This is a genomic window from Rhodococcus sp. IEGM 1318 (assembly GCF_033142465.1).
Lineage (GTDB): Bacteria > Actinomycetota > Actinomycetes > Mycobacteriales > Mycobacteriaceae > Rhodococcus_F > Rhodococcus_F qingshengii_B.
Window position 1 is genome coordinate 129,730 of the sequence record NZ_JAWLSC010000012.1, and the last position, 23,157, is coordinate 152,886.

Annotated in this window: 20 protein-coding genes; 9 read left to right on the top strand and 11 right to left on the bottom strand. The window is 63.6% G+C overall.

Annotation, left to right across the window (positions count from 1 at the left end; genetic code table 11):
• Window positions 1-91 precede the first annotated feature (91 nt).
• The 3 genes from R4P65_RS25345 to R4P65_RS25355 all read right to left on the bottom strand — a co-directional run bounded on the left by R4P65_RS25345 (window position 92) and on the right by R4P65_RS25355 (window position 4,449).
• Window positions 92-1,234, bottom strand: a complete 1,143-nt coding sequence (locus R4P65_RS25345; protein ID WP_317828568.1) for an acyl-CoA dehydrogenase family protein — start codon at window positions 1,232-1,234, stop codon at window positions 92-94.
• A 185-nt stretch (window positions 1,235-1,419) separates the two neighbouring features.
• Window positions 1,420-2,700 (bottom strand): uracil-xanthine permease family protein, encoded by a 1,281-nt coding sequence (locus tag R4P65_RS25350; protein WP_166809794.1) that lies wholly within the window; start codon window positions 2,698-2,700, stop codon window positions 1,420-1,422.
• A 75-nt stretch (window positions 2,701-2,775) separates the two neighbouring features.
• Window positions 2,776-4,449 carry a putative PEP-binding protein gene (locus tag R4P65_RS25355; protein WP_317828569.1) on the bottom strand — a complete coding sequence of 558 codons (1,674 nt, stop codon included), beginning with the start codon at window positions 4,447-4,449 and terminating at the stop codon, window positions 2,776-2,778.
• A 191-nt stretch (window positions 4,450-4,640) separates the two neighbouring features.
• Between R4P65_RS25355 and R4P65_RS25360 the strand changes: the two genes are divergently transcribed.
• The 4 genes from R4P65_RS25360 (at window position 4,641) to R4P65_RS25375 (ending at window position 8,828) form a co-directional block, all read left to right on the top strand.
• Window positions 4,641-5,408 (top strand): DeoR/GlpR family DNA-binding transcription regulator, encoded by a 768-nt coding sequence (locus tag R4P65_RS25360; RefSeq protein ID WP_317828570.1) that lies wholly within the window; start codon window positions 4,641-4,643, stop codon window positions 5,406-5,408.
• Window positions 5,405-6,400 carry a 1-phosphofructokinase family hexose kinase gene (locus tag R4P65_RS25365; RefSeq protein ID WP_317828571.1) on the top strand — a complete coding sequence of 332 codons (996 nt, stop codon included), beginning with the start codon at window positions 5,405-5,407 and terminating at the stop codon, window positions 6,398-6,400. The genes R4P65_RS25360 and R4P65_RS25365 overlap by 4 nt, the downstream gene beginning before the upstream one ends.
• Before the next feature lie 18 nt (window positions 6,401-6,418).
• Window positions 6,419-8,473, top strand: a complete 2,055-nt coding sequence (locus tag R4P65_RS25370; RefSeq protein WP_317828572.1) for a fructose-specific PTS transporter subunit EIIC — start codon at window positions 6,419-6,421, stop codon at window positions 8,471-8,473.
• Window positions 8,474-8,570: 97 nt separating this feature from the next.
• On the top strand, window positions 8,571-8,828 hold the full coding sequence (locus R4P65_RS25375; RefSeq protein ID WP_003942144.1) for an HPr family phosphocarrier protein: 258 nt from the start codon (window positions 8,571-8,573) through the stop codon (window positions 8,826-8,828).
• Between the two features lie 39 nt (window positions 8,829-8,867).
• Here R4P65_RS25375 and R4P65_RS25380 read toward each other — a convergent pair whose 3' ends face one another.
• From R4P65_RS25380 to R4P65_RS25405, 6 genes are all read right to left on the bottom strand, one after another.
• Complete coding sequence (locus R4P65_RS25380) at window positions 8,868-10,193, bottom strand: alpha/beta hydrolase-fold protein (protein WP_317828573.1); 1,326 nt, start codon at window positions 10,191-10,193, stop codon at window positions 8,868-8,870.
• Window positions 10,194-10,248: 55 nt separating this feature from the next.
• On the bottom strand, window positions 10,249-11,256 hold the full coding sequence (locus R4P65_RS25385; protein ID WP_317828574.1) for a hypothetical protein: 1,008 nt from the start codon (window positions 11,254-11,256) through the stop codon (window positions 10,249-10,251).
• On the bottom strand, window positions 11,249-12,724 hold the full coding sequence (hflX, locus tag R4P65_RS25390; protein WP_230817149.1) for a GTPase HflX: 1,476 nt from the start codon (window positions 12,722-12,724) through the stop codon (window positions 11,249-11,251). The genes R4P65_RS25385 and hflX overlap by 8 nt, the downstream gene beginning before the upstream one ends.
• 75 nt (window positions 12,725-12,799) lie before the next feature.
• Window positions 12,800-13,669 (bottom strand): diaminopimelate epimerase, encoded by an 870-nt coding sequence (gene dapF / locus R4P65_RS25395; protein ID WP_317828575.1) that lies wholly within the window; start codon window positions 13,667-13,669, stop codon window positions 12,800-12,802.
• A 306-nt stretch (window positions 13,670-13,975) separates the two neighbouring features.
• Window positions 13,976-14,911 carry a tRNA (adenosine(37)-N6)-dimethylallyltransferase MiaA gene (gene miaA / locus R4P65_RS25400; RefSeq protein ID WP_317828576.1) on the bottom strand — a complete coding sequence of 312 codons (936 nt, stop codon included), beginning with the start codon at window positions 14,909-14,911 and terminating at the stop codon, window positions 13,976-13,978.
• Complete coding sequence (locus R4P65_RS25405; protein WP_317828577.1) at window positions 14,899-15,645, bottom strand: hypothetical protein; 747 nt, start codon at window positions 15,643-15,645, stop codon at window positions 14,899-14,901. Before R4P65_RS25405 ends, miaA begins: the two co-directional genes overlap by 13 nt.
• Window positions 15,646-15,784: 139 nt before the next feature.
• On the opposite strand from R4P65_RS25405, the gene R4P65_RS25410 reads away from it, so the two are divergent.
• Window positions 15,785-17,170 (top strand): DUF349 domain-containing protein, encoded by a 1,386-nt coding sequence (locus R4P65_RS25410; protein ID WP_230817145.1) that lies wholly within the window; start codon window positions 15,785-15,787, stop codon window positions 17,168-17,170.
• A gap of 113 nt (window positions 17,171-17,283) precedes the next feature.
• On the opposite strand, the gene R4P65_RS25415 is transcribed toward R4P65_RS25410, so the two are convergent.
• Window positions 17,284-17,874 (bottom strand): hypothetical protein, encoded by a 591-nt coding sequence (locus R4P65_RS25415; RefSeq protein ID WP_230817144.1) that lies wholly within the window; start codon window positions 17,872-17,874, stop codon window positions 17,284-17,286.
• Complete coding sequence (gene miaB, locus R4P65_RS25420) at window positions 17,871-19,418, bottom strand: tRNA (N6-isopentenyl adenosine(37)-C2)-methylthiotransferase MiaB (protein ID WP_317828628.1); 1,548 nt, start codon at window positions 19,416-19,418, stop codon at window positions 17,871-17,873. Before miaB ends, R4P65_RS25415 begins: the two co-directional genes overlap by 4 nt.
• 231 nt (window positions 19,419-19,649) lie before the next feature.
• Between miaB and gluA the strand changes: the two genes are divergently transcribed.
• From gluA to R4P65_RS25440, 4 genes are all read left to right on the top strand, one after another.
• Window positions 19,650-20,378: a glutamate ABC transporter ATP-binding protein GluA gene (gene gluA, locus R4P65_RS25425; protein WP_283303996.1), complete on the top strand. Its 729-nt coding sequence runs from the start codon at window positions 19,650-19,652 to the stop codon at window positions 20,376-20,378.
• A gap of 126 nt (window positions 20,379-20,504) precedes the next feature.
• On the top strand, window positions 20,505-21,341 hold the full coding sequence (locus R4P65_RS25430; protein WP_020907523.1) for a glutamate ABC transporter substrate-binding protein: 837 nt from the start codon (window positions 20,505-20,507) through the stop codon (window positions 21,339-21,341).
• 98 nt (window positions 21,342-21,439) lie between these two features.
• Window positions 21,440-22,120 (top strand): amino acid ABC transporter permease, encoded by a 681-nt coding sequence (locus tag R4P65_RS25435; protein ID WP_230817143.1) that lies wholly within the window; start codon window positions 21,440-21,442, stop codon window positions 22,118-22,120.
• The gene (locus R4P65_RS25440; protein ID WP_317828578.1) at window positions 22,117-23,013 is read left to right on the top strand and encodes an amino acid ABC transporter permease; all 897 of its coding nucleotides are present in this window, start codon (window positions 22,117-22,119) and stop codon (window positions 23,011-23,013) included. Before R4P65_RS25435 ends, R4P65_RS25440 begins: the two co-directional genes overlap by 4 nt.
• The last annotated feature ends 144 nt before the right edge of the window (window positions 23,014-23,157 follow it).

Genomic DNA, 23,157 nt, shown 5'->3' on the forward strand with positions numbered 1-23,157 from the left:
GAACACAAGACTGTGGGCCCCGGCTGATGCCGGGGCCCACAGTCTTTTCGTCGATCAGCGCTTCACAGAGGTCAGCGGTGCATCATCCGAATCAGAGATTCAGCGACCGTCCGATGATCTCCTTCATGATCTCGGTGGTGCCACCGTAGATGGTCTGCACACGAGAGTCCATGTACGCCTTGGCAACCGGGTATTCCTTCATGTAGCCGTAGCCTCCGTGCAGCTGGAGGCAGCGGTCGATGAGCTTGACCTGAGCTTCGGTGGTCCACCACTTCGCCATCGCAGCTTCCTGCACGGTCAGCTTCTCCGCATTGAGCTGCTCGATGAACTTGTCCACCAGGATGCGCACTGCCGTGGTCTCCGTTGCCAATTCGGCCAGTACGAATCGGGTGTTCTGGAAGCTGCCGATCGACTTGCCGAATGCCTTGCGGTCGCGGCAGTACTGGATCGTGCTTTCAAGAACTGATTCCATCGCGGCGGCGGCAACGACGGCGATCGAGAGTCGTTCCTGGGGAAGGTTCTTCATCAAGTAGAAGAAGCCCATTCCCTCTTCGCCCAGCAGGTTGGCAGCGGGAACGCGTACGTCGGTGAAGCTGAGTTCGGCGGTGTCCTGAGCCTTCATGCCGATCTTGTCGAGGTTGCGTCCACGCTCGAAGCCCGGCATGTCCCGCTCGACGACGAGCAGGCTGAAGCCCTGCGCTCCCTTGTCCGGGTCGGTACAGGCGACGACGATGATGATGTCGGCGTTGATGCCGTTGGTGATGAAGGTCTTCGAGCCGTTGAGAACCCAGTGGTCCCCGTCGCGAACCGCTTTGGTCTTGATGCCCTGCAGGTCGCTACCGGTACCCGGTTCGGTCATCGCGATCGCGGAGATCAGCTCGCCCGACGCGAATCCGGGCAGCCAACGCTGCTTCTGCTCGTCATTGGTCAGCTCGAGGAGGTAGGGCGCCACCACGTCGTTGTGCAGTGTGAAGCCGATACCACTGAAGCCGCCCTTGGTGGTTTCCTCGGTGATGATCGCGTTGTAGCGGAAGTCCTTGACGCCGCCGCCGCCGAATTCCTCGGGTACCGCGGTTCCCAGGAAGCCCTGCTTTCCGGCCTCGACCCAGACGCCACGATCGACGATGTTCTGTTCTTCCCACTTCTCGTGGTTGGGTGCCACGTGCTGTGCCAAGAACTTCTGGTACGACTCCCGGAAGAGTTCATGTTCCGGTTCGAACAGGGTGCGCTCCACGCCGACTCCTTGCAATTCGATAAACGGCACTTCAGTGTTGTGCCCGCTGGGGACGTACCCACTGGGGTGTATTCGCTGAGACTGGGCACGCCGAAGTACGCGGGCCCACGTCACTGCCTCCGACGGTAGAACCTGTTGCGATACCCGTCGATGACCCGAACGATCACGATTCGTGACTGTAGCGGTTATCTGTTACTCGAAGTACGGAATTTAGCGAGATATCGCATGATCGGGTAGGCGACAAGGATGCCGATCGAGCCCCAGGCGATTCCGCCCAGCTCGACCGAACCGATGGTCAACGTCAAGTTCCCGATGCCGGCGACCAGCGCAGCCGCGGCGACCGTCAGGTTGACCGGATCGGTGAAGTCGACCTTCGCCTCCATCCAGATACGGACACCGAGAATGCCGATGAGGCCGTAGAGAACCATCGTCGCGCCGCCGATGACGCCGTTCGGAACCGTGAACACCAGCGCACCGAACTTGGGCGAGAACGCGAGGATCACCGCCGTGGCGGCGGCGACCCAGTACGCAGCGGTCGAGTACACACGCGTCGCTGCCATGACTCCGATGTTCTCGGCATACGTGGTGGTTCCGGATCCGCCACCGGCACCTGCCAGGGTAGTGGCGAGGCCGTCTGCAAACAGTGCGTTGCCGGCCAGATCGTCGAGCGACTTCCCCGTCATGGCGGACACCGCCTTGACGTGCCCGACGTTTTCGGCAACCAGAACTATCACCACGGGAAGGGCGAGCACGATCACCGACCAGTCGAAGGACGGTCCGTGCAGACTCGGCAACCCGAACCAGTCCGCTTCGCGCAGGGCCGACACTCGTTCACTGTCGAGACCACCGATGACAGCGGCGAAGACCCAGCCGATCACCACTCCGACCAGAATGCCCAACCGGCCCAGCAGACCGGGTCCCACGACGGTGACGAGCAGGATCGCGACGAGCGTCACCGTGGCGATCAGCGGCTGCGATTCGAAGGAGCCGGCCGCAGTCGGAGCGAGATTGAGGCCGATCAGCGCCACGACGGCGCCCGTCACCACCGGCGGCATCACGGCGTCGATGACCCGTCCGCCGATCAAACGTACGGCGACGCCGATCAGCATCAACACGATGCCGACGGCCATGACGGCACCGAGCTGAGCCGCCGGGCCCGATCCTGCCGACGCTGTCAGCGGGGCGATGAACGCGAAGGACGACCCGAGGTAACTGGGGATCCGGCCGCGGGTGATGAGCAGGAACAGCGCAGTGCCGATACCCGAGAACAACAGCGTCGTCGTGACGGGGAAGCCTGTGATGGTCGGTACGAGCAGTGTCGCTCCGAACATCGCGATGACGTGTTGCATCCCGATCCCGATGGTGCGCGGCCAACTCAGTCGTTCGTCCGGCGCCACGACCGCGCCGTCGGCGATCCGCTTGCCGTCTCCGTGGACAGTCCAGCCGATTCCGCCGGCCCCGGTCATTGTTTCTCGTTCGATCACAGGTCGAAATACTAGAGGTCAGGCGCTCGGTCGCCGACCTAGACCGACGAAACCACGTCAGCTGAGTGCGTCAGCCGCCGCTTTACGCGCTGCCACCGGATCACCGGTTGCCAGCACCGCCGCCGCAGCCGCCTCACATTGCGCCATGGTGACGGACCCGACCTTCGCTCCGACGCCGGCAACCGACGCCGCAGCGCACGACAGCGAGGAAACGCCGAGACCGGCAAGTACGCAGGCCAACAGCGGATCGGCGGCCGCCTCACCGCAGACCCCGACGCGCTTACCTGCCGCCTGGCCGGCCTGGGCCGTACGTGCAACCAAGGCAAGTACCGCGGGCTGCCATGGATCGGTCAGGTCGGCGAGTTCGGAGGACATCCGATCAGCGGCCATCGTGTACTGAGCAAGGTCGTTGGTACCGATCGAGAGGAATTCGACGTGTTCGAGAATCTGGTCGGCCAGCAACGCCGCCGCCGGGATCTCCACCATCACACCGGGAACGAGATCGCGTGCCCGCACTGCATCGGCAAAGCGTTTCGCCTCGGCCGGAGTAGCGATCATCGGCGCCATGACCCACGGCGACGAGTTGGTCGACGCCGCCGCTGCGGCGATCGCGTCGAGCTGGCGGTCGAGAATCCCCATGTCCTGCCAGGCGATTCGAACGCCACGAACCCCGAGTGCCGGATTCGCTTCTTCTTGATGGTTGGCGAATTTGAGCGGCTTGTCCGAACCCGCGTCCAACGTGCGAATAATGACCTTCTGTCCCGCGAAGGCCTCGAGAACCTCGGCGTAGATCGCTGCCTGCTCGTCTACGGTCGGTTCGGTCTCACGCCCGAGGAAGCAGAGTTCGGTCCGAAAGAGCCCGATGCCGCCTGCAGCAGTCGACGCCGCAGCCCGGGCGCCGGCACCGTCTTGAACATTGACGAGGACGTCGACCGGCCGGCCGTCCGACGTCTGGCCCGGTCCGGTCCAGGTGCTGACGCGTTCGCGATCGATCCGAGATTGTTCGACCAGTTCGCGCGCCCGCTCGGGATCCGGCTCCGCGATCACGTCGCCGGTGGTTCCGTCGATCAGAATCAGTGTTCCTGCCGAGACGGATTCCAATTCCTTCGCGGCCACGATGCACGGGATGCCCAACTGCCGCGCGATGATTGCCGTGTGGCTGGTCGGGCCGCCGTAGATGGTCACGAGTCCGATGATCTTGGTTGCATCGAGGCCCGCAGTGTCTGCAGGAGCAAGATCGTCCGCGCACAGCACCGATGGTGTCTCGGGCATCGGAACTCCAGGTTCGGGCAATCCGGAGAGTTCGGCGATCACGCGGTCGCGGATGTCCTCGAGATCGGTGACGCGCTCGGCCATCAACCCGCCGACCTTGGTGAACAGCACCACGAACTGCTCCGTCGCCGCGATCGCAGCCTGCACCGGGGGCACTCCGCCGGCGATCGACTTCTTGGCCGCCCCGATCCAGCCACGATCAGCTGCCATCGCCGCGTTCGCCTGCAAGACCTCGGCGGCCGCGCCGGTAGCTTCGGCGGCCCGTCCGAGAAGGCGGTTCTCGACAGCCTTCGCCGCTGCGACGAAAGCGTCTGCGGCGGCCTCTCGATCGGCCTCGTCGAGTGCCGGCGCATCGGTGACGAGTTCTGGTCGGCTGGACGGCCAGATCGCCGGGCCGTAGGCGATTCCAGGCACCACGGGGGTGCCGTGCACGGTGATTCGGTTGAGCTGTTCGGTCATCAGTCCTCCTTGAGCGATGGGCCCGGTGTCACACCGGATCACCTCGAGCGCGTAAAGCCCGCACCTTCGTTGTGACGAAGATTACTCCCAAGTCTTGACATGTCAACACACTCGGGCGTAAAACAACATAAAGCAACATTCACTGTGATCCACAACGCACCGTCGGATCACACTTCGGAATCGGAGAGCACGTGTACGCGGAAGAACGCCAACAAGCGATCGGCACCATGGTGTCGCAGCGCGGACGCATGTCCGTGGCGGCTCTGTCGGAGACCTTCGGTGTGACTACCGAGACCGTGCGTCGCGATCTGGCCTTCCTCGAGCGGATCGGACAGATCAGGCGTGTACACGGCGGCGCCGTTCCGACCGGATCCCTCCACGTGACCGAACCGGGCATGGCGGAACGCGATCAGACCCGGGCGCAACAGAAGGACCGGATCGCCCGCTGCGCGGTCACCTATCTCCCTCCCACCGGCGGCAGCGTGATCTTCGACGCGGGCACGACCACAGGCCGCATGATCCCCGAACTACCGACCGAGAATGACTTCACAGCCATCACCAATTCCGTCCCGATCGGCGCACGACTGGCATCGATGAACTCGATTTCCCTGATCCTGCTCGGTGGACGAGTACGCGGGGTGACCCAAGCCGCGGTCGGCGAGGACGCCCTACGCCTGCTGAGCACGTTGCGGGTCGACGTCGCCTTCATCGGAACCAACGCGATCAGCGTCGGGCACGGACTCTCCACGCCAGACAGCGAGGAGGCCGCGGTCAAACGAGCGATGGTCAAAGCCGCCAATCACGTTGTCGTGGTAGCGGATTCCACCAAAGTTGGCCGTGAGCACTTGATCAGCTTCGCCCCACTCGACAGCATCGACGTCCTCATCACCGACGAAGAGATCAGTCCCACAGACACATCCGAGTTCCACGACCACGGAATCGAGGTGGTGATCGCATGATCGTCACACTGACAGCCAACCCGAGTATCGATCGGACCGTGCAGCTCGAGCAACGGCTCGAACGAGGTTCCGTCCTGCGCGCCCGCTCCACTCGCAGCGACCCAGGCGGCAAAGGGGTCAACGTTGCGCGTGTTCTCGCCGCAGCCGACCTCGACGTCCTTGCGGTCCTACCGGGGAACGGCAGCGACCCCTTACTCTCGGCGCTCGCCACCGGTGGGATTCCCCACATCGGCGTCGCCACAACGGGTCTGGCTCGCACCAACATCACCATCGCGGAACCGGACGGGACCACGACGAAGATCAACGAGCCCGGCGCAACACTGTCCGGTTCGACGCTCGACGCCTTGGCGCAGGAATTGATCGCCCGCGCCGATACCGCGCTGTGGTTCGCGCTCTCCGGATCGCTGCCCCCCGGCGTTCCCCTCGGGTGGTACGGCGAACTTGTCGCGGCGCTGCGCGATCACCCGTGCAAGGTAGCGGTCGACACCTCGGACGCCCCGCTGACCGCACTCGCCGAAGGCTTCCCCGACTCGGCACCCGACCTGCTCAAACCCAACGGCGAGGAACTCGCGCAACTGACCGGCGTCGACGGCCACGTCCTCGAACGTGCTGCAGAGAACGGTGATCCCGGGCCTGCAATCACGGCGGCACAGCGATTGGTCGATCGCGGCGTCGGCGGTGTGCTCGCGACGCTCGGCGCTGCCGGTGCGGTCCTCGTCACGGCCGACGGCGCGTGGATCGCCACCGCTCCCCCGATTGTCGCAGTCAGTACCGTCGGCGCAGGCGATTCGTCGCTGGCCGGCTACATCCTCGCCGAAGCAGGAGGCAGCTCGGAATCCGAGCGACTACGACACGCGGTCGCCTACGGAAGCGCCGCTGCCTCCCTTCCCGGCACAACCCTTCCCACGCCCGAACAGATCGATCTCGCAGCGGTTTCGGTATCTGCAGCAGATGCCTCCTCGCCCATCCCCGTCCCCACCGAACTCGCCTGACGCCCTAAGGAACCTGACATGTCCGATACCACCGCAGCCGGCAGTTCCGGCCCGGAGATCATCAGTCCCGAACTGATCTCACTCGACACCGACTTGGGTACAACCAAGGAAGATGTCATTCGTTCTCTCGCAGCGCGATTGACTGCTGCGGGTCGGGCGAGCGACGCAGCGGGACTGGTCGATGCAGCACTCGCTCGCGAAGCGCAGTCCGCGACCGGGCTGCCCGGCGGAATCGCGATTCCCCACTGCCGCGCCGAGGCCGTCTCGTCCGCCTCCCTTGGGTTTGCTCGACTCGATCCGAAAGTCGACTTCGGTGCACCCGACGGCCCCGCCGATCTCGTGTTCCTGATCGCGGCACCCGAAGGCGCCGGATCCGAGCACATGAAGTTGCTCTCCTCCTTGGCCCGAGCACTCGTCAGGCCCGCGTTCGTCACCTCACTTCGTGAAGCGTCGACGCCGGACGAGATCGTGCGCTTGGTCGACGAGGTCCTCAATCCCTCACCGAAGGCCGCGGCAGTGACACCCCCTGCACCTGTTTCCACCAGGAAACACGCCACCGACGAGACCCCGGCACCAGCGCCCGCGGAGCGTCACATCGTCGCGGTCACCGCCTGCCCGACCGGAATCGCGCACACCTACATGGCTGCGGACTCACTCGTCGCCGCGGGTGAGCGAGCCGGCGTCAAGGTTCACGTCGAAACGCAGGGCTCCAGCGGAAGCACCCCGCTGGCTCCGTCGGTCATCGCCGGAGCCGCCGCGGTCATCTTCGCCACCGACGTCGGAGTGAAGGGCCGCGAACGATTCGCCGGTAAGCCCGTCGTCGCTTCCGGTGTGAAGCGCGCAATCAACGAGCCGGACAAGATGCTCGCAGAAGCGTTGCGCGCCTCCGAGAATCCCGCCGCCGCCACCGTTGACGGCACCGCCGCCGCGGCCACGGATTCCGATGCCGGTTCCGTAGGATTCGGCACCCACCTTCGTCAGGTCCTCCTGACCGGCGTCAGCTACATGATCCCGTTCGTCGCGGCCGGCGGTCTGCTGATCGCACTCGGCTTCCTGCTCGGTGGATACGAGATCTCCGGTCCTGCCAAGGACATCGTTCTCAACAACTCGATCACCAACCTTCCCGACGGTGGTCTGGCCACCTATCTCGGCGCAGTGCTGTTCCAGATCGGTTCGTTGGCGTTCAGCTTCCTGGTGCCCGCTTTGGCCGGCTACATCGCCTTCGCCATCGCAGACCGGCCTGGCATCGCTCCCGGCTTCACCGCCGGCGCGGTCGCCGTGTTCGTCGGTGCCGGTTTCATCGGCGGCCTGGTCGGCGGTCTCATCGCCGGTGTCGTCGCGCTCTACATCGGCCGGATCGCCGTCCCGCAGTGGCTGCGAGGACTGATGCCGGTGGTGATCATCCCGCTGTTCGCCACACTGGTCGTCGGAGCACTGATGTTCATCGTCCTCGGCCGTCCGCTCGCAGCGATCACCTCCGGTCTCACCGACTGGCTCAACGGACTGTCCGGCAGCTCGGCCATCTTCCTCGGCATCATTCTCGGCCTCATGATGTGCTTCGACCTCGGCGGACCGGTCAACAAGGCGGCTTACGCCTTCGCGGTAGCAGGACTCAACGTCAACGACCCGGCCACCTTGCGCATCATGGCGGCAGTCATGGCCGCCGGTATGGTTCCGCCGCTCGCCATGGCACTTGCCTCGACGGTCCTGCGTCCCAAGCTCTTCAGCGAAGCCGAACGCGAGAACGGAAAGGCTGCCTGGTTGCTCGGTTCGGCATTCATCTCCGAGGGCGCCATTCCGTTCGCCGCTGCCGACCCGCTCCGCGTGATCCCCTCGATGATGGCGGGCGGCGCCGTCACCGGCGCACTGATCATGGCTTTCGACGTCACTCTCAGCGCCCCACACGGCGGGATCTTCGTCTTCTTCGCAGTCGGCGGCATCGGCTGGTTCCTCGTCTCGCTCGCCGCGGGAACCGTGGTAGCTGCGCTCGCTGTCGTCGGAGCCAAGGAGTTCTTCCGCAAGGGGCCCTCCGATGCCGAACTCGACCCCGAAATCGTGCCCGCTGCGGCATGATCGACAGCAGGCAACACTGCAGTCACCATCGAAGTCACCAGATCTGCCCGACCACCCCACAACGTCCGCAACGACAGCTCTACAACGAGGAGATTCCATGCCCAGCAAGACAGTTGCCGTCGGTTCCGCAGTCGGCCTCCACGCCCGTCCCGCCGCCCTCATCGCCGAAGCAGTCGGAGCCTCCGGCGCCACGGTCACCCTCGCAGTTGCCGACGGCGAACCCGTGGATGCAGGTTCGGCACTGATGATCATGACGCTCGGAGCCGCCAAGGACACCGAGGTCACGATCGAATCCGACGACGCCGACGCGCTCGCCAAGGTCGCCGAATTGGTAGCCGCTGATCTGGACGCTTGACCCGATTTCCGCCGGTGCTGTGTACCGGGCCGGACGCTCTCATCGAGTCAGTGCGAGTGTCCGGCCCAGCCAGTCCATTTCGAGTTCCAGCGCAGTGCCCCACACATCACCCGAGTGCCCACCGGGAAGTGTGTAGTAGTCCACGTTCATGTCGGCGGCACGCGCAGCCTCGAACATGATCTCCTGCTGCGGGCGGTAGATGTCGTCGTCCTCACCCGCGACGAACACACCCGACAGCTGCGGATACCGATTCTGCGCCATCAGGTCGCGGGCATTGACCGCGTCGAACGCGTCTTCGTCGCCATTGAACATCGCAGCCACGGTGTCCTCGTGATCACCGGTCGACGGCTCGTCCTGGCCGGAGAAGTCCAGGAACGACGGGTATCGGTCGGGGAAGTTCACGGCCATCTCGATCGCACAGGTTCCACCGTAGGAAAACCCGCCGATGGCCCATTGAGCTGCGTCCGGATTCACTTGAAGGTTCGATTCGATCCAGTTCGGGACGTCCTGGTCCAGATAGGTCGCGACGTTGCCGAGCGCAGAATCCATGCAGCCGGGGTTGGCGTCGTAGTCCCCCAATGCGTCGGGGACGACCACCACGGGAGCAAGCCCGGAATGCCTCGACGCATAGGCGTCGACGGTGCTCGCGAGCCGGCCACTGTCCAGCCAGTCGCTGGGGCTCCCGGGCTCACCCGCCACCAACACCAGGACGGGCAACTCGGCACGCGGATCGGCAAGATAGGCCGGCGGGAGATACAGCGTCGCAGGCCTCGCGTCGAATCCCGAAATGTTTCCCGGAATCGCCGCTTCCGTCACGACACCGTTGCTCGGCATCCGCACCGGAACCTGCCAATGAGTTTCGGTGGGTAGTCCCCGTTGCACCCAAGGTTCGGCCCCGGGGAGCGAATCGAAGGCAACATTCTCGACTGAGCCGACCGGCCAGTGCCCGACCAGTGAGCCGAGTGTGGGATAGGTGCCGGTCTGGGCATTGACCTGACCCACTGCGACGATCGCTGCCAGCCCGGCGAATGCCGTCAGCGAAAGGCCACGCGCAAGCCCTGGGCGCCGAAGGAGAACGAGCGCGGCGCCGACGACTCCGAATATCGCCAGCGCTATCCACACAAAACTCGACGCCGGTAACTGCGCGGGCAACGGCCGAAAGCTGAGCCACACGAACATCGCGCCGATGGCGGATCCAACCACTGACAGACCCAGCGCGAATAGCACCGCCCGACGCGACAACCAACGAAGCAGAAGCAGCGTGCCCACGCCGACGATGACGGAACCCACGAGCAGCGCTGCGGTGATGTGTCCGTGCTCGAGTGACATACGCGAGAGCCGCGTCAGGAGTTGATGCCCGTGCATTCGTTCCAGTATCCACATCTACCGGCGGTCTGCGAATTCGTGGAATATTTGGGAATCAGCGGCGTCGTCGAGATCTCGCGAACGCCACGGCGCCGAGCGCACATCCTGCCGCGACCAGTCCAGCCCACACGAATGTCCACGGATCGACCCCGACGCCGACCGAATCGCCAGACGAGTCAGCCGTCGCTTCCGTCGCGTCCACGAGCGCGCGCATCACGTGCACCGGCGGCAACGCTCCACCGGCAGATTCCGATCCGATCAGAACATCGCCCGCTTTGTTGAATGCCACCGCCTCACCCTGAGGCTCCGCCGGGAGCGGGATCCGCAGGGGTTCGGTACCGGTGAGCGTCGCGCCGATTCCGCCGTCCACGACCTGGTACAGGTACAGATCGGAGTAACTGCGAAGTGCGATCGCCGAACCGTCCGATGAGACCGCTCCCCCGGTGAACATCACCGACACAGGCTTCTCCGGTCCGAGGGACACGGCTCCGACGTGCTCGAGCGGTGTCGGGCCAGGCTGCGCCAAGTCACTCAATTTCTGATCCCCGACCGGTGTGTAGACACTGCTTTCGCCGAACAATTCCTTGGTCACGACAAAGACATGGCCGTCGGGGTCGAGCAGAATCGACTCGGTGTCGTGCGCACCGTCCGGGTACGTCAGGCGGTGCAACGTACCGGCGCCTGAATCGAGGTCCATCGTGATGAACGCCACTGTTTCGCGGGTTCGGAGGTTGTCGCCGGTGTCCGACAGAACGAGCGTCCGACCACTGACCGCAAGATCTTCGACGTCGTAGGGGTCGATCGGGACCGGAATCTGTTTCTGGACAACACAGTTCAGATCCATCTCGAACACGTAGTCGTCACTGCCGCTGTCGCCCATCGCGTAGATCCGATCGTCGACGACGGCCATCCCCGACAACTCCTGGAGCGCAGGATCAGTAGGTGTACAGAGTGGAGCGAACTCGCTCGGTTCGAACGACGAGGCCTGTGCAAGTGCTCCGGGAAGCAGCACAGTCGCAGTGGTCACGGCAAGCGCCGAGACCACTGCGCCGAAACTACGCACTAGGCGCGAACTCCACCAAAGCCGAGGCCAACATCTGCGGCACGCGTGCGTGCACCCGCGTTCCCGCCTCTTCGTGAGTCGATTCCAAAATCGTTCCGTCCGAGTGGATTCGAGCCATCAGATCACCGCGCGTATACGGCACCAGCACGTCGACCTCGACCTCCGGCCGAACCAGCACCTCGCTGAGATGTGCTCGCAGTTCGGCGATTCCCTCGCCGGTCCGCGCCGAGACGAACACAGCACCCGGCAGCAGACCACGTAGTTGCGTCAAGGTAACCGGATCTGCCGCGTCGATCTTGTTGACCACGATCAACTCCGGCGGAGCCTTCGAATCCGTCTCGCGCAGAACATCGGTCACCACTTCCCGTACAGCCTTGATCTGCTCGGTCGGCAACGGATCCGAACCGTCGACGACGTGGAGCAGCAGATCCGCGTCGGTCACTTCCTCGAGAGTCGAGCGGAATGCCTCGACCAACTGGGTCGGAAGGTGCCGCACGAAACCGACCGTATCGGTGAGTACGTACTCGCGGCCGTCGTCGAGCGCAGCGCGTCGGGTTGTCGGGTCCAACGTGGCGAACAACGCGTTCTCCACGAGCACACCGGATCCGGTGAGCGAGTTGAGCAGACTCGACTTGCCCGCATTCGTGTATCCGACGATGGCGATCGACGGGATGTCGCTCTGCAGTCGACGTGTGCGCTTGGTGTCGCGAGCGGCCTTCATGCCCTTGATCTCGCGGCGCAGTTTTGCCATGCGCTCACGGATACGGCGACGGTCCGTCTCGATCTTGGTTTCACCCGGACCACGAAGACCCACGCCGCCGTTGCTTCCTGCGCGGCCACCGGCCTGGCGAGACATCGACTCGCCCCAACCACGCAGACGCGGGAGCATGTACTCCATCTGAGCAAACGCGACCTGAGCCTTGCCTTCACGCGAGGTGGCGTGTTGGGCAAAGATGTCGAGAATCAAAGCCGTACGGTCGATGACCTTGACCTTGACGATCTTCTCCAGCGCCGTGAGCTGCGCCGGCGTCAGTTCACCGTCGCAGACGACGGTGTCGGCACCGGTCGCCAACACGACTTCGCGCAATTCCTGCGCCTTGCCGGAACCGATGTATGTGGCAGCGTCGGGTTTGTCGCGCCTCTGGACCAGTCCTTCGAGGACCTCGGAGCCGGCCGTCTCGGCAAGTGCGGCCAACTCGGTCATGCTCGCCTGAGCCTGCTCGGCGGTTCCCTGCGTCCAGACGCCGACCAGGACAACTCTTTCGAGTCGAAGCTGGCGGTACTCGACTTCGGTGACGTCCTCGAGCTCGGTAGACAGACCGGCCACGCGCCGCAGGGCGCCGCGATCTGCGAGTTGCATCTCACCGGTCGACGGGTTGTCCGATGCGGACGCTGCCGTGTATTCGGCCTGCGCGTACTCGGACTGCTCGTGAGCGGTGGACTCTTCGTTTTCATGTGTGTTCGTCATACAAGATCCATGGTCCCACGAAACCCGGGCACGATGCATCCGTATTTCCTGCAGGCGTATTTCACGCGGGCGTTATCACACAAGCGATTTCCACCAGGCGTCGCTGATCGTTCCGCTCGCCACCAGAACCGAGGGCCCTCGCAAAGACCCTTCTCCGCTTTCGACGGTGACTTGCACTTCTCCGCCGAGAACGCGCACCAGGACCGAACCCTCCTCGCGGCCGTCGTACTTCAGCGCCGCAGCCGCAGCTGCGACCGTCCCGGTTCCGCAGGAACGAGTCTCGCCCACACCGCGCTCGTGAACGCGCATGTGGACCCCACCGTCGTGGATCGGTGTCACGATCTCGATGTTGACCCCGTGTGGGAAGAACCCGGGGTCGAAGCCCGGAGAGACAGTTAAATCGAGTGCACTCAAAACCTCTGCAGTCACATGCTCGTCGACACACGCCAAATGCGGATTGCCGACGTCGATGCCGACACCGGAGAAGACGCGGCCGTCAATTGTTGCCGAACTGGTGCCGAGGTCCTTGATCGGGCCCATCGCCACGGTCACGTCGCCGCGTGTGGCGTCGTAGCTGTGCACCACAACCGGACGCGCTCCCGCGCGGCTGCCGACCACGAACTCGTCTTTGCTCTCCAGGCCGGAGGCCTTGAGATAGTGCGCAAACACACGAACGCCGTTTCCGCACATCTCCGCGGTAGATCCGTCGCCGTTGCGGTAGTCCATGAACCAGTCTTCGGCAGCGACGCCGTCCGGGAGCGCGGTGAGCACGCCCGCGTCCGCGAGTGCGCCTGCCCGTGCAACACGGAGGATGCCGTCGGCGCCGAGACCACGCTGACGATCACACAACGCTGAAACTCGCGCCGGTTCGAGATCGATCCGAACGTCGAGGTCAGGGAGAACAACGAAGTCGTTCTGCGTGCCGTGGCCCTTACTGAAGTCCATGGTCGCCATCCTATCCGGACGTACCGACCGTCCTACGCGGGTAACGCGGTGACCACCACGTTCTGTTCGTACGTGAATCCGGACGGCAGTAAGGGTCAGGCACCACCTCGCCCCCGACAGGTCACGATGTCGGCACGCGCATCCAGGTCAGATCGCCACTGTGTTCACAAATAGATCGGCACCCGCCGACTGAGAGAAGAGCGACAAGCAGAAGAAGCATTGCTAGCCAACCCGCGCCACGACGTGTCGGCTACCAGCATGTCCCGATCTTCCCGTTGATCGTCGCCCTCCACGTCGTCGACCGTGTTACAGACCGCGATCTGCGAGGGCCGCGAAGGCGGAGTTGACCAGCTCCGGATCGCCACCGTCGAGCCACTGCACGCGGGTGTCACGACGGAACCACGATCGTTGGCGGCGAACGTAGCGCCGCGTCCCGATGAACGTCCGTTCGAGCGCTTCGGCCAGATCATAATCACCGTCGAAATATGCGAGCACCTGCGCGTAGCCGATCGCTCGCGGCGCTGTGACTCCCTCACGCAATCCTTGCTCGACAAGTGCGGAAACCTCATCGACAAGTCCGCCCGAGAACATCAGCTCCGTTCGCAAGCGAATCCGGGCGTCGAGTTCTTCGGTGTCACGATCCACACCGAGAATGCGGGTTCCCCAACGAGGGTCACCGATCTGAGGCGCCGAGGCCGCGAAGGGCTGACCTGTCAGTTCGACGACTTCGAGCGCCCGAACCATCCGCCGACCGTCCGTCGGCAGTATCGAGGCCGCCGCGACCGGATCGGCAGCAACGAGCGCCGCGTGCACTGCATCGACCCCACCCTCGGCCAGCACCGCTTCCCACTTTGCACGAACGTCGGGATCCGTTGCCGGAAAGGACCATTCGTCGAGCAAAGACTGGACGTACATCATGGAGCCGCCGACGATCACCGGAACCTTGCCTGCCGCGATCAGGTTCTCGGCGATCGCGATCGCGTCGGTTTGATAACGCGCGACGGTGGCGGTCTCTGTCACGTCGAGAACGTCGAGCAGGTGATGGGGAATCCCACGGCGCTCGGCGAGCGTCAGTTTCGCCGTCCCGATATCCATGCCGCGATAGAGCTGCATCGCGTCGATGTTGATGATCTCGCCGCCGAATTCCTCGGCCAACGCCAATGCGAGATCGGACTTTCCCGACGCCGTCGGACCAACAACTGCAATCGGGCGAAGTCTTTCAGGAACGTTCACGGCCGCCACGTCCCGACGTGGTAGCCGACGCCGAACGGCGCACCGCTGTAGTCGACCGTCGAACGAGGACGAGCTGATCGGGGCGAGTCAGTGAAGACACCGGCCAGGACCTGCCATGCCGCACGCCCCTGAACTCCCACACTCCGGCAAAGCTGCGGATCGAGAGCAAGAAGTGCCTCCGGGTCACCGGCAGCCAGGGCATCGTCGATGATCGATTGCACGCCCGCAGCGCGCTCGTCGAAGCTTCCCGGCGCCTTTGCCGTCAATGTGGATGCACCGTCAGCCACGATCAGAAGTCCCTGCGGTCGGTTGTCGCTGTCGAGTTGCTTGCGGAGTTGATGCCCGAATTCGCGGCACTCACTCGCAGACGCCTCCGGGCTGACAGCGTGCATGTCGACGGTGATCTCCACACCCACACGGGCACGCAGCCAGCCGGCAACGAGGGCGCAGAGTTCGAGGGATGGCACCGGTTCGCCTGCAGCATCCGCATCCAGAGACGTCCGGACATCGGCGCCGAATCCCGCGAAAGTCCCGACCCGCCCACGTCCGACGCCAGTTCGCCAGAGTTCTTCAGCTGCATTCTCGGAGTCGACACCGACGCCTACCCATTGAACTGCCTCGTAAGACAGCTGGCGCACGGCGGCCGATGCCGCAGCGCGCACCTGGGCGGCCTCGGCCGAATCACCGGACAATTCCGGCACGAGCAACGGCGCCGAGGGGACGAGAACAGCGGAAGTCAACACAGTTGCCACGCTAGTCGACCCCGAGGTGGCGACCTCACGCCCTTCTACCTGATTCAATAGTCGGAGAACGTGAGTACCGGGTTCAATGGAACCAGGAATGCGATCAGGCAGCCGTGACGCGCGGCAGAGACGAGGACCGATGACCGAGAACAGTGAACCCACCACCGGCGCCGACAGCAGTTCGGCCAGCCCGAGCCCGGCTGCTCCCAAACCCGGAGCACCCAAACCTGGTGGACCACGCCCCGGTGCGCCCCGCCCCGGAGCACCTCGCCCCGGTCCAGCGGCCTCGCATGCCGTCACCGCTGCACCAACCAGCGACCCGAGCAAGTTCGGCCGCGTCGAGGACGACGGCACCGCCTGGGTGAAGACCGCCGACGGTGAACGTCAGATCGGTTCGTGGCAGGCCGGCGACGCCACCGAGGGCCTCGCCCATTTCGGTCGTCGCTACGACGACCTCGCGACCGAGGTCTCGCTACTCGAGGCGCGACTGACGTCGGGCGCCGGAGACGCAAAGAAAACCAAGGCTGCCGCTATCGCTCTGTCCGAATCCCTCTCGACCGCCGCCGTGATCGGTGACCTCGACGCTTTGGCCCGCCGGCTCGACGTGATCATCGCCGGATCCGACGAGGCCGCGGCGCACGCGAAGGAAGAGAAGGAACAGTCTCGCGCGGCGAGCACCGCCCGCAAGGAGGCCCTCGCAGTCGAGGCCGAACAGATCGGTTCGGAGTCGACCCAGTGGAAGACCGCGGGTGATCGACTGCGCGAGATTCTCGACGAGTGGAAGACGATTCGCGGAATCGACCGCAAGGTCGACGACGCACTGTGGAAGCGGTACTCGAAGGCTCGTGAATCCTTCAACCGACGACGTGGAGCCCACTTCGCGGAACTCGATCGCGATCGTGCGAGCGCCCGTTCGACGAAGGAAGAACTGGTCGAGCGCGCCGAGAAGCTGTCGACCTCCACCGAATGGGGACAGACCGCTGGAGAATTCCGCGATCTGCTCAGCGAGTGGAAAGCTGCCGGCCGCGCGCCGCGCGAGGCCGACGACAACCTGTGGAAGCGATTCAAGGGCGCTCAGGACGTGTTCTTCGCCGCCCGCAACGCTGCTGCATCCGAGCGCGACGCCGAATTCGAGCAGAACGCAGTCGCGAAGGAAGAGTTGCTCGCTGCGAACGCGAACATCGATCCGGCACACGGACTCGAGAACGCTCGCGCAGCGCTTCGCGACCTGCAGGAGAAGTGGGACGCGATCGGCAAGGTTCCGCGCGATCGAATGCAGGAACTCGAAGCGAAGCTCCGGGCCATCGAAACCAAGGTGCGCGACGCCGTCGACGCCGAGTGGCGCCGTACCGATCCGGAAGCGCTGGCCCGCGTCGCGCAGTTCAAGGAGCGGGTGAGCCAGTTCGAGGAGCAGGCCGCTAAAGCTCAGGCTGCCGGAAAGACGAAGGACGCCGAGAAGGCTCTCGCTCAGGCAAAGCAGTGGCGCGAGTGGGCCGAAGCTGCCGAGAGCGCTGTCAACGAGTAGTCGACAACAAACGAGTTCATCGACAACAACGCCGGCTGACTCCGAAAGGGGTCAGCCGGCGTTGTTGTGCGCTTTGGGTGGGCGGTCCGCCGGTTCGGCAGGGCTACGCTGTGTCAGCCGACGTTCCATTCCTGATGCTTTTCGGCTTCAGCCGCAGCGATCCGGCGTTGTTCCTCGGCAGCGAGCTGAATGTTGGTTCGTGTCCAGACCACCTTGAGCCAGTGGAATGTCAAGAACACCACGGCAAACCATCCGATGATCAGCCCGATCGACGGTCCAGCCACGTTGAAACCGGCAGGAATGGTCTGACGGGACCAGACGGCCATCATTCCGAGGGCGCTCGCCACGGCACTGCCGGCGAGTGCGACCCAGGCCAGACTCCAACGCCGCGTGACCAGCGCGAGCATCGAGAATCCGATGCCGAAGACGACGACGAACCACACGAACAAGCGTGAGAACAGTGCAATCCGTTCGGTTTCCGCGTCTTGGTTGTACGCGAGCACATCCCAACCGTTCGCCACTCCGGCGTGGGGCAGTGCAAGGGTGCCGACCAGCACGAGCACCGCAACCGCGACAACCATGGCGCGCGCACCCGGATCGATTTCTCCCGCGACCTTGCGTTCCGCGTCGTCGAGATCCTTGCGGTAGCCCTCGAAGGCGTCGTCGCCCGGCTGTGGTGTCTTGTTCTCGTGTTGCGAGGTCATGCGTTGCATCCCATCTGGACGGGTTGTGGGGCCGGGGCACCGATCTTCGGTAGACCGAGACCTACGCCGATGGGCGGGGTCTTGGGTGTGATGCCCTTTTCGAACGAATCACCGGCGCGCGTCCGACGGTGCGTGAGCACCCCGTCATCGGCCACGAGGTGATGGGGGGCTCCGTGGGTGACGACGACCGTCACCACGTCGCCGGGTCGGATTGCGCCGTCGAGGTTTCCCTCAGGTCGGAAATGAACCAGTCTGCCGTCGCGCGCACGACCGCTGAGGCGGTGAGTCGCTGCGTTCTTGCGGCCCTCCCCGGCTGCCACCAGCAGTTCCACCTCGGTGCCGACGAGTTTACGATTCTCCTCGATGTTCACTTCTTCCTGAACCGCGAGCAATCGCATATAGCGTTCCTGGACAACCTCTTTGGGTAGTTGATCGGCCATTTCGGCCGCCGGCGTACCCGGGCGCTTGGAGTACTGGAAGGTGTAGGCATTGGAGAATCGCGCCTTGCGCACGACGTCCAGAGTCTCCTCGAAATCCTGTTCCGTCTCCCCCGGGAACCCGACGATGATGTCCGTGGTGATGGCGGCGTGCGGCATTGCGGCGCGCACCTTCTCGATGATCCCGAGGTACTTCGACTTGCGGTACGAGCGCTTCATCGCCTTGAGAACCTTGTCCGAGCCGGACTGCAGCGGCATGTGCAGCTGCGGGCAGACGTTAGGAGTGGTTGCCATCGCTTCGATGACGTCGTCGGTGAATTCCGCCGGGTGCGGGGATGTGAATCGCACACGTTCGAGGCCGTCGATGTGTCCGCACGCCTTCAAGAGGGAGGCGAAGGCGCCGCGATCGCGCGGTTGCTCCGGATCGGCGAACGACACGCCGTAGGCGTTGACGTTCTGCCCGAGCAGGGTCACTTCGGAGACGCCCTCGTCGACGAGCGCCTGAACCTCGGCCAGAATGTCTCCGGGACGACGGTCCACTTCCTTGCCGCGCAGGGCCGGAACGATGCAGAACGTGCACGTGTTGTTGCAGCCTACCGAGATGGAAACCCAACCCGCGTAGGCAGATTCACGCTTTGCCGGCAGTGTCGACGGAAAGGCCTCGAGTGCGTCGAGGATTTCGACTTCGGCACGTTGATTATGACGCGCACGATCGAGCAGCGCGGGAAGCGAGCCGATGTTGTGGGTGCCGAAGACAACATCGACGAACGGCGCCTTCTTGACGACGGTGTCACGATCCTTCTGAGCCAGGCATCCACCGACGGCGATCTGCATGTCGGGGTTCGCCTCCTTGTTCGGGGCGAGCTGGCTGAGGTTGCCGTACAACTTGTTGTCCGCGTTCTCACGCACTGCACACGTATTGAAGACGACAAGGTCAGGATCGGTTCCGGTCTCAGCCTTCGAATACCCGGCGTCCTCGAGCAGACCGGACAGTCGCTCGGAATCGTGGACGTTCATCTGACAGCCGTACGTCCGCACCTCGTAGGTGCGAACAGGCGTCGCAGTCGGCTCCGGAACTGCAGTCGGCTCCGGAAGTGCAGGGGACATTTCGTCGATCAGTGACACGCTTCAGCCTAGCTCACGTCCACTACGACGTGTAATAACGCCCTGATAAACAGCCGAAACGCGACATAAACGTCGTCACAGTAAAATTTCCATTACATATGGCAAGAACCATGGCGAAATCACGGGCGTCGACGCAAACTACGCCTAAGGTTCTCGTTTATGACCCAAGCCGACGATGCGACGACGCCGACCACCTCCGGCGATTCCACATCCATGATTTCGATGACCTCGGTGAACAAACACTTCGGGGAACTTCACGTCCTGCAAGAGGTCAATCTCGAGGTACCCAAGGGCCAAGTGGTGATCGTCCTGGGTCCGTCGGGCTCCGGTAAGTCGACTCTGTGCCGCACCATCAATCGCCTCGAACCCATCGACTCGGGCACCATCGCCGTCGACGGCAAGACGCTCCCCGAGGAGGGCAAAGCACTTGCCGCACTTCGTGCCGACGTCGGGATGGTCTTTCAGTCCTTCAACTTGTTCGCACACAAGACGATCCTCGAGAACGTCATGCTCGCACCGATGAAGGTCCGCAAGGCGAAGAAGGACGACGCCAAGAAGACGGCGCAGGCGTTGCTCGAACGCGTCGGTATCGCCAATCAGGCTGACAAGTACCCGGCACAGCTTTCCGGTGGCCAGCAGCAGCGTGTCGCGATCGCTCGCGCTCTTGCGATGCAGCCCAAGGTGATGCTTTTCGACGAGCCCACCTCCGCTCTCGACCCCGAGATGGTCAACGAGGTCCTCGACGTCATGACCTCCCTCGCCAAGGAAGGCATGACCATGCTCGTGGTCACGCACGAGATGGGCTTCGCGCGTAAGGCCGGCGATCGCGTGCTGTTCATGGCTGACGGTCAGGTGGTCGAAGACACGACGCCCGAAGAGTTCTTCACCCATCCCAAGTCGGATCGGGCCAAGGACTTCCTCGGCAAGATCCTCACTCACTGATCACAGTCCCCCTCCGACACAGTCCCCCCTCCGACACAGTCCTGCTCTCGTCCACAAGACAACTGGCTCGACTGCACTTTTCATCTCGACTGCACCGTTTGCATGTCGACAACCGAGAGGATCTTCATGAAGATCAATCGTTCCGTCCGTTTCGGAATCGGAATCATGGCTATCGCGTTCGCTGCCACCGCCTGTGGTGGCGGCGAGGAGAACAAGTCGATCACCGAGAGCGCTTCCGACGGCACCCTCACCGTCGGCATCAAGTTCGATCAGCCCGGCCTCGGTCAGCGTAATCCGGACGGCACCTTCTCCGGTTTCGACGTCGAGGTAGCCCGGTACATCGCCAACGAACTCGGCGTGAAGCCCGAAGGCATCACGTTCAAGGAATCACCTTCTGCCCAGCGCGAGACGTTGATCCAGAACGGCGAGGTCGACTACATCGTCGCCACCTACTCGATCACCGACACACGCAAGGAGAAGGTCAGCTTCGGCGGCCCGTACTTCATCGCGGGCCAGTCGCTGCTCGTTCGCTCCGACAACACCGACATCACCGGCCCCGATTCGCTCACCGGTGGCAAGAAGCTCTGCTCGGTGTCGGGTTCGACTCCGGCGCAGAACATCCAGGACAACTACGCCAAGGACGTCCAGCTCCAGCCTCTCGACACCTACTCCGCTTGTGTCGAGGCTCTGCGTAACGGCGCTGTCGACGCTGTCACCACCGACGACATCATTCTCGCCGGCTACGCTGCCCAGTACCCGGGCGAGCTGAAGGTCGTCGGAGAACCGTTCACGACCGAAAAGTACGGCGTCGGCCTGGCCAAGGACGATTCCGAGGGTCGCGGCAAGATCAACGACGCCATCGAGAAGATGATCTCCACCGGCGCATGGGAAGAAGCCTTCAACAACACCGTTGGCGCTTCGGGCTACCCCATCCCGGCACCGCCCACCGTTGATCGTTACTGACCTGCTTTTTCACCGTCAATCTCGCTGCGGCTCCCCACTTCGGGAGCCGCAGCGCGTGACGCCACCAACGGAGATCCCGTGATCTGGGGAGACGGCAAGTGAACCTTCTGAGCAAGTACGGCGACCAGATTCTGGAAGCCTTCTGGACCACGATCCAGCTGACGTTCTTCTCCGCGATCGGCGCCGTCATCATCGGTGTCCTGATTGCGGCCATGCGCGTGTCACCGGTCCCGGTCGCCCGATTCCTGGGTACCGCGTACGTGACCGTGTTCCGAAACACCCCCCTGACACTGATTCTGCTGTTCTGCCTGTTCGGTCTGTCGCAGACGCTCGGAGTCAACCTCGCCAAGTCGGACTCACCGACGTTCTTGACAGACAACAACTTCCGACTCGCCGTACTCGGCCTCAGTGTCTACACCGCCGCGTTCGTGTGTGAGTCACTTCGATCGGGAATCAATACCGTTTCGGTCGGCCAGGCCGAAGCGGGCCGATCACTCGGTCTGTCGTTTGCACAAAATCTTCGGTTGATCGTCCTACCTCAGGCTTTTCGCGCGGTCACAGCACCGCTGGGTAGCGTGCTGATCGCACTGACCAAGAACTCGACCATCGCCGCGGTGATCGGCGTTTCCGAAGCGTCAGCGCTGATGAAGAAGATGATCGAGAACGAAGCCGCGATCTTCGTCGTCGGTGGAATCTTCGCTGTCGGTTTCGTGATCCTGACACTTCCCATGGGCTTGATCTTCGGCAAGCTGAGCAAGCGATTCGAGGTTTCACGATGAGCAACCGCGCAACAGTTCTCTACGACGCGCCCGGTCCGAGAGCGCGAAATCTCTACCGATTCGCGTCCCTTGTCGTCGCCGCGGTCATGGTGGCAATCGGGTACGTCATCTACCGCGCGCTCGACGAAAAGGGCCAGCTGACAGCAGCGAAGTGGGATCCGTTCCTCGAATCCACCTCGTGGACAACGTATCTGATACCCGGTATCCGAGGCACGTTGGTCGCGGCTGCGATGTCCATCGTCTTCGCGCTCATCCTCGGTTCTGCGCTGGGTATCGGTCGGCTCTCCGAGCACAACATCATTCGGAAGATTTGCGGCGTCATCGTCGAATTGTTCCGCGCGGTGCCGGTGCTGATTCTGATGATTTTCTCGTATCAGGTGTTTGCCGAATACGAAGTCTTCAAGTCGAAGTACCTCGCACTCGCCGCAGTCGTGGTGGGCTTGACGCTGTACAACGGTTCCGTGATCGCCGAGATCGTCCGCGCCGGAATCAACTCGCTCCCCCGTGGGCAAAGTGAGGCCGCCAAGGCACTTGGCATGCGCAAGACGCAGATCATGGTGACAATCCTGCTCCCCCAGGCCGTTACCGCCATGCTCCCGGCACTGATCTCGCAGATGGTCGTGGCGCTGAAGGACTCGGCCCTCGGTTACCTGATCGGGTACGTCGAGTTGGTGCGTCAGGCGCAGCAGCTCGGCACCTTCTACGGAAACTTCTTGCCGGCGCTCATCGTGGTCGCAGCGATCATGATCGCACTCAACTCCGCTTTGACCTTCCTGGCAACCAAGGTGGAGAAGCGCCTGCGTTCGGGAAAGCGAAAGGGCAAGGGACCCATCGCGGCGCCGTCCGCCGACCCAGCCGTTCCGGTTCCGGGCATGGACTTGACCAAGCCGTGAGCTGATCGACCTAATGTTCTACTGACACCAAAAGCGGGGTGTGTCACCCCAATCCGGGGCAAACCCCCCCCCCGGGTTTTTTTTCCCGCCCATGACCCGCCGGCAACACCGCCTTTTCCCCCCCGTACCCCCAACCCCCTGCAC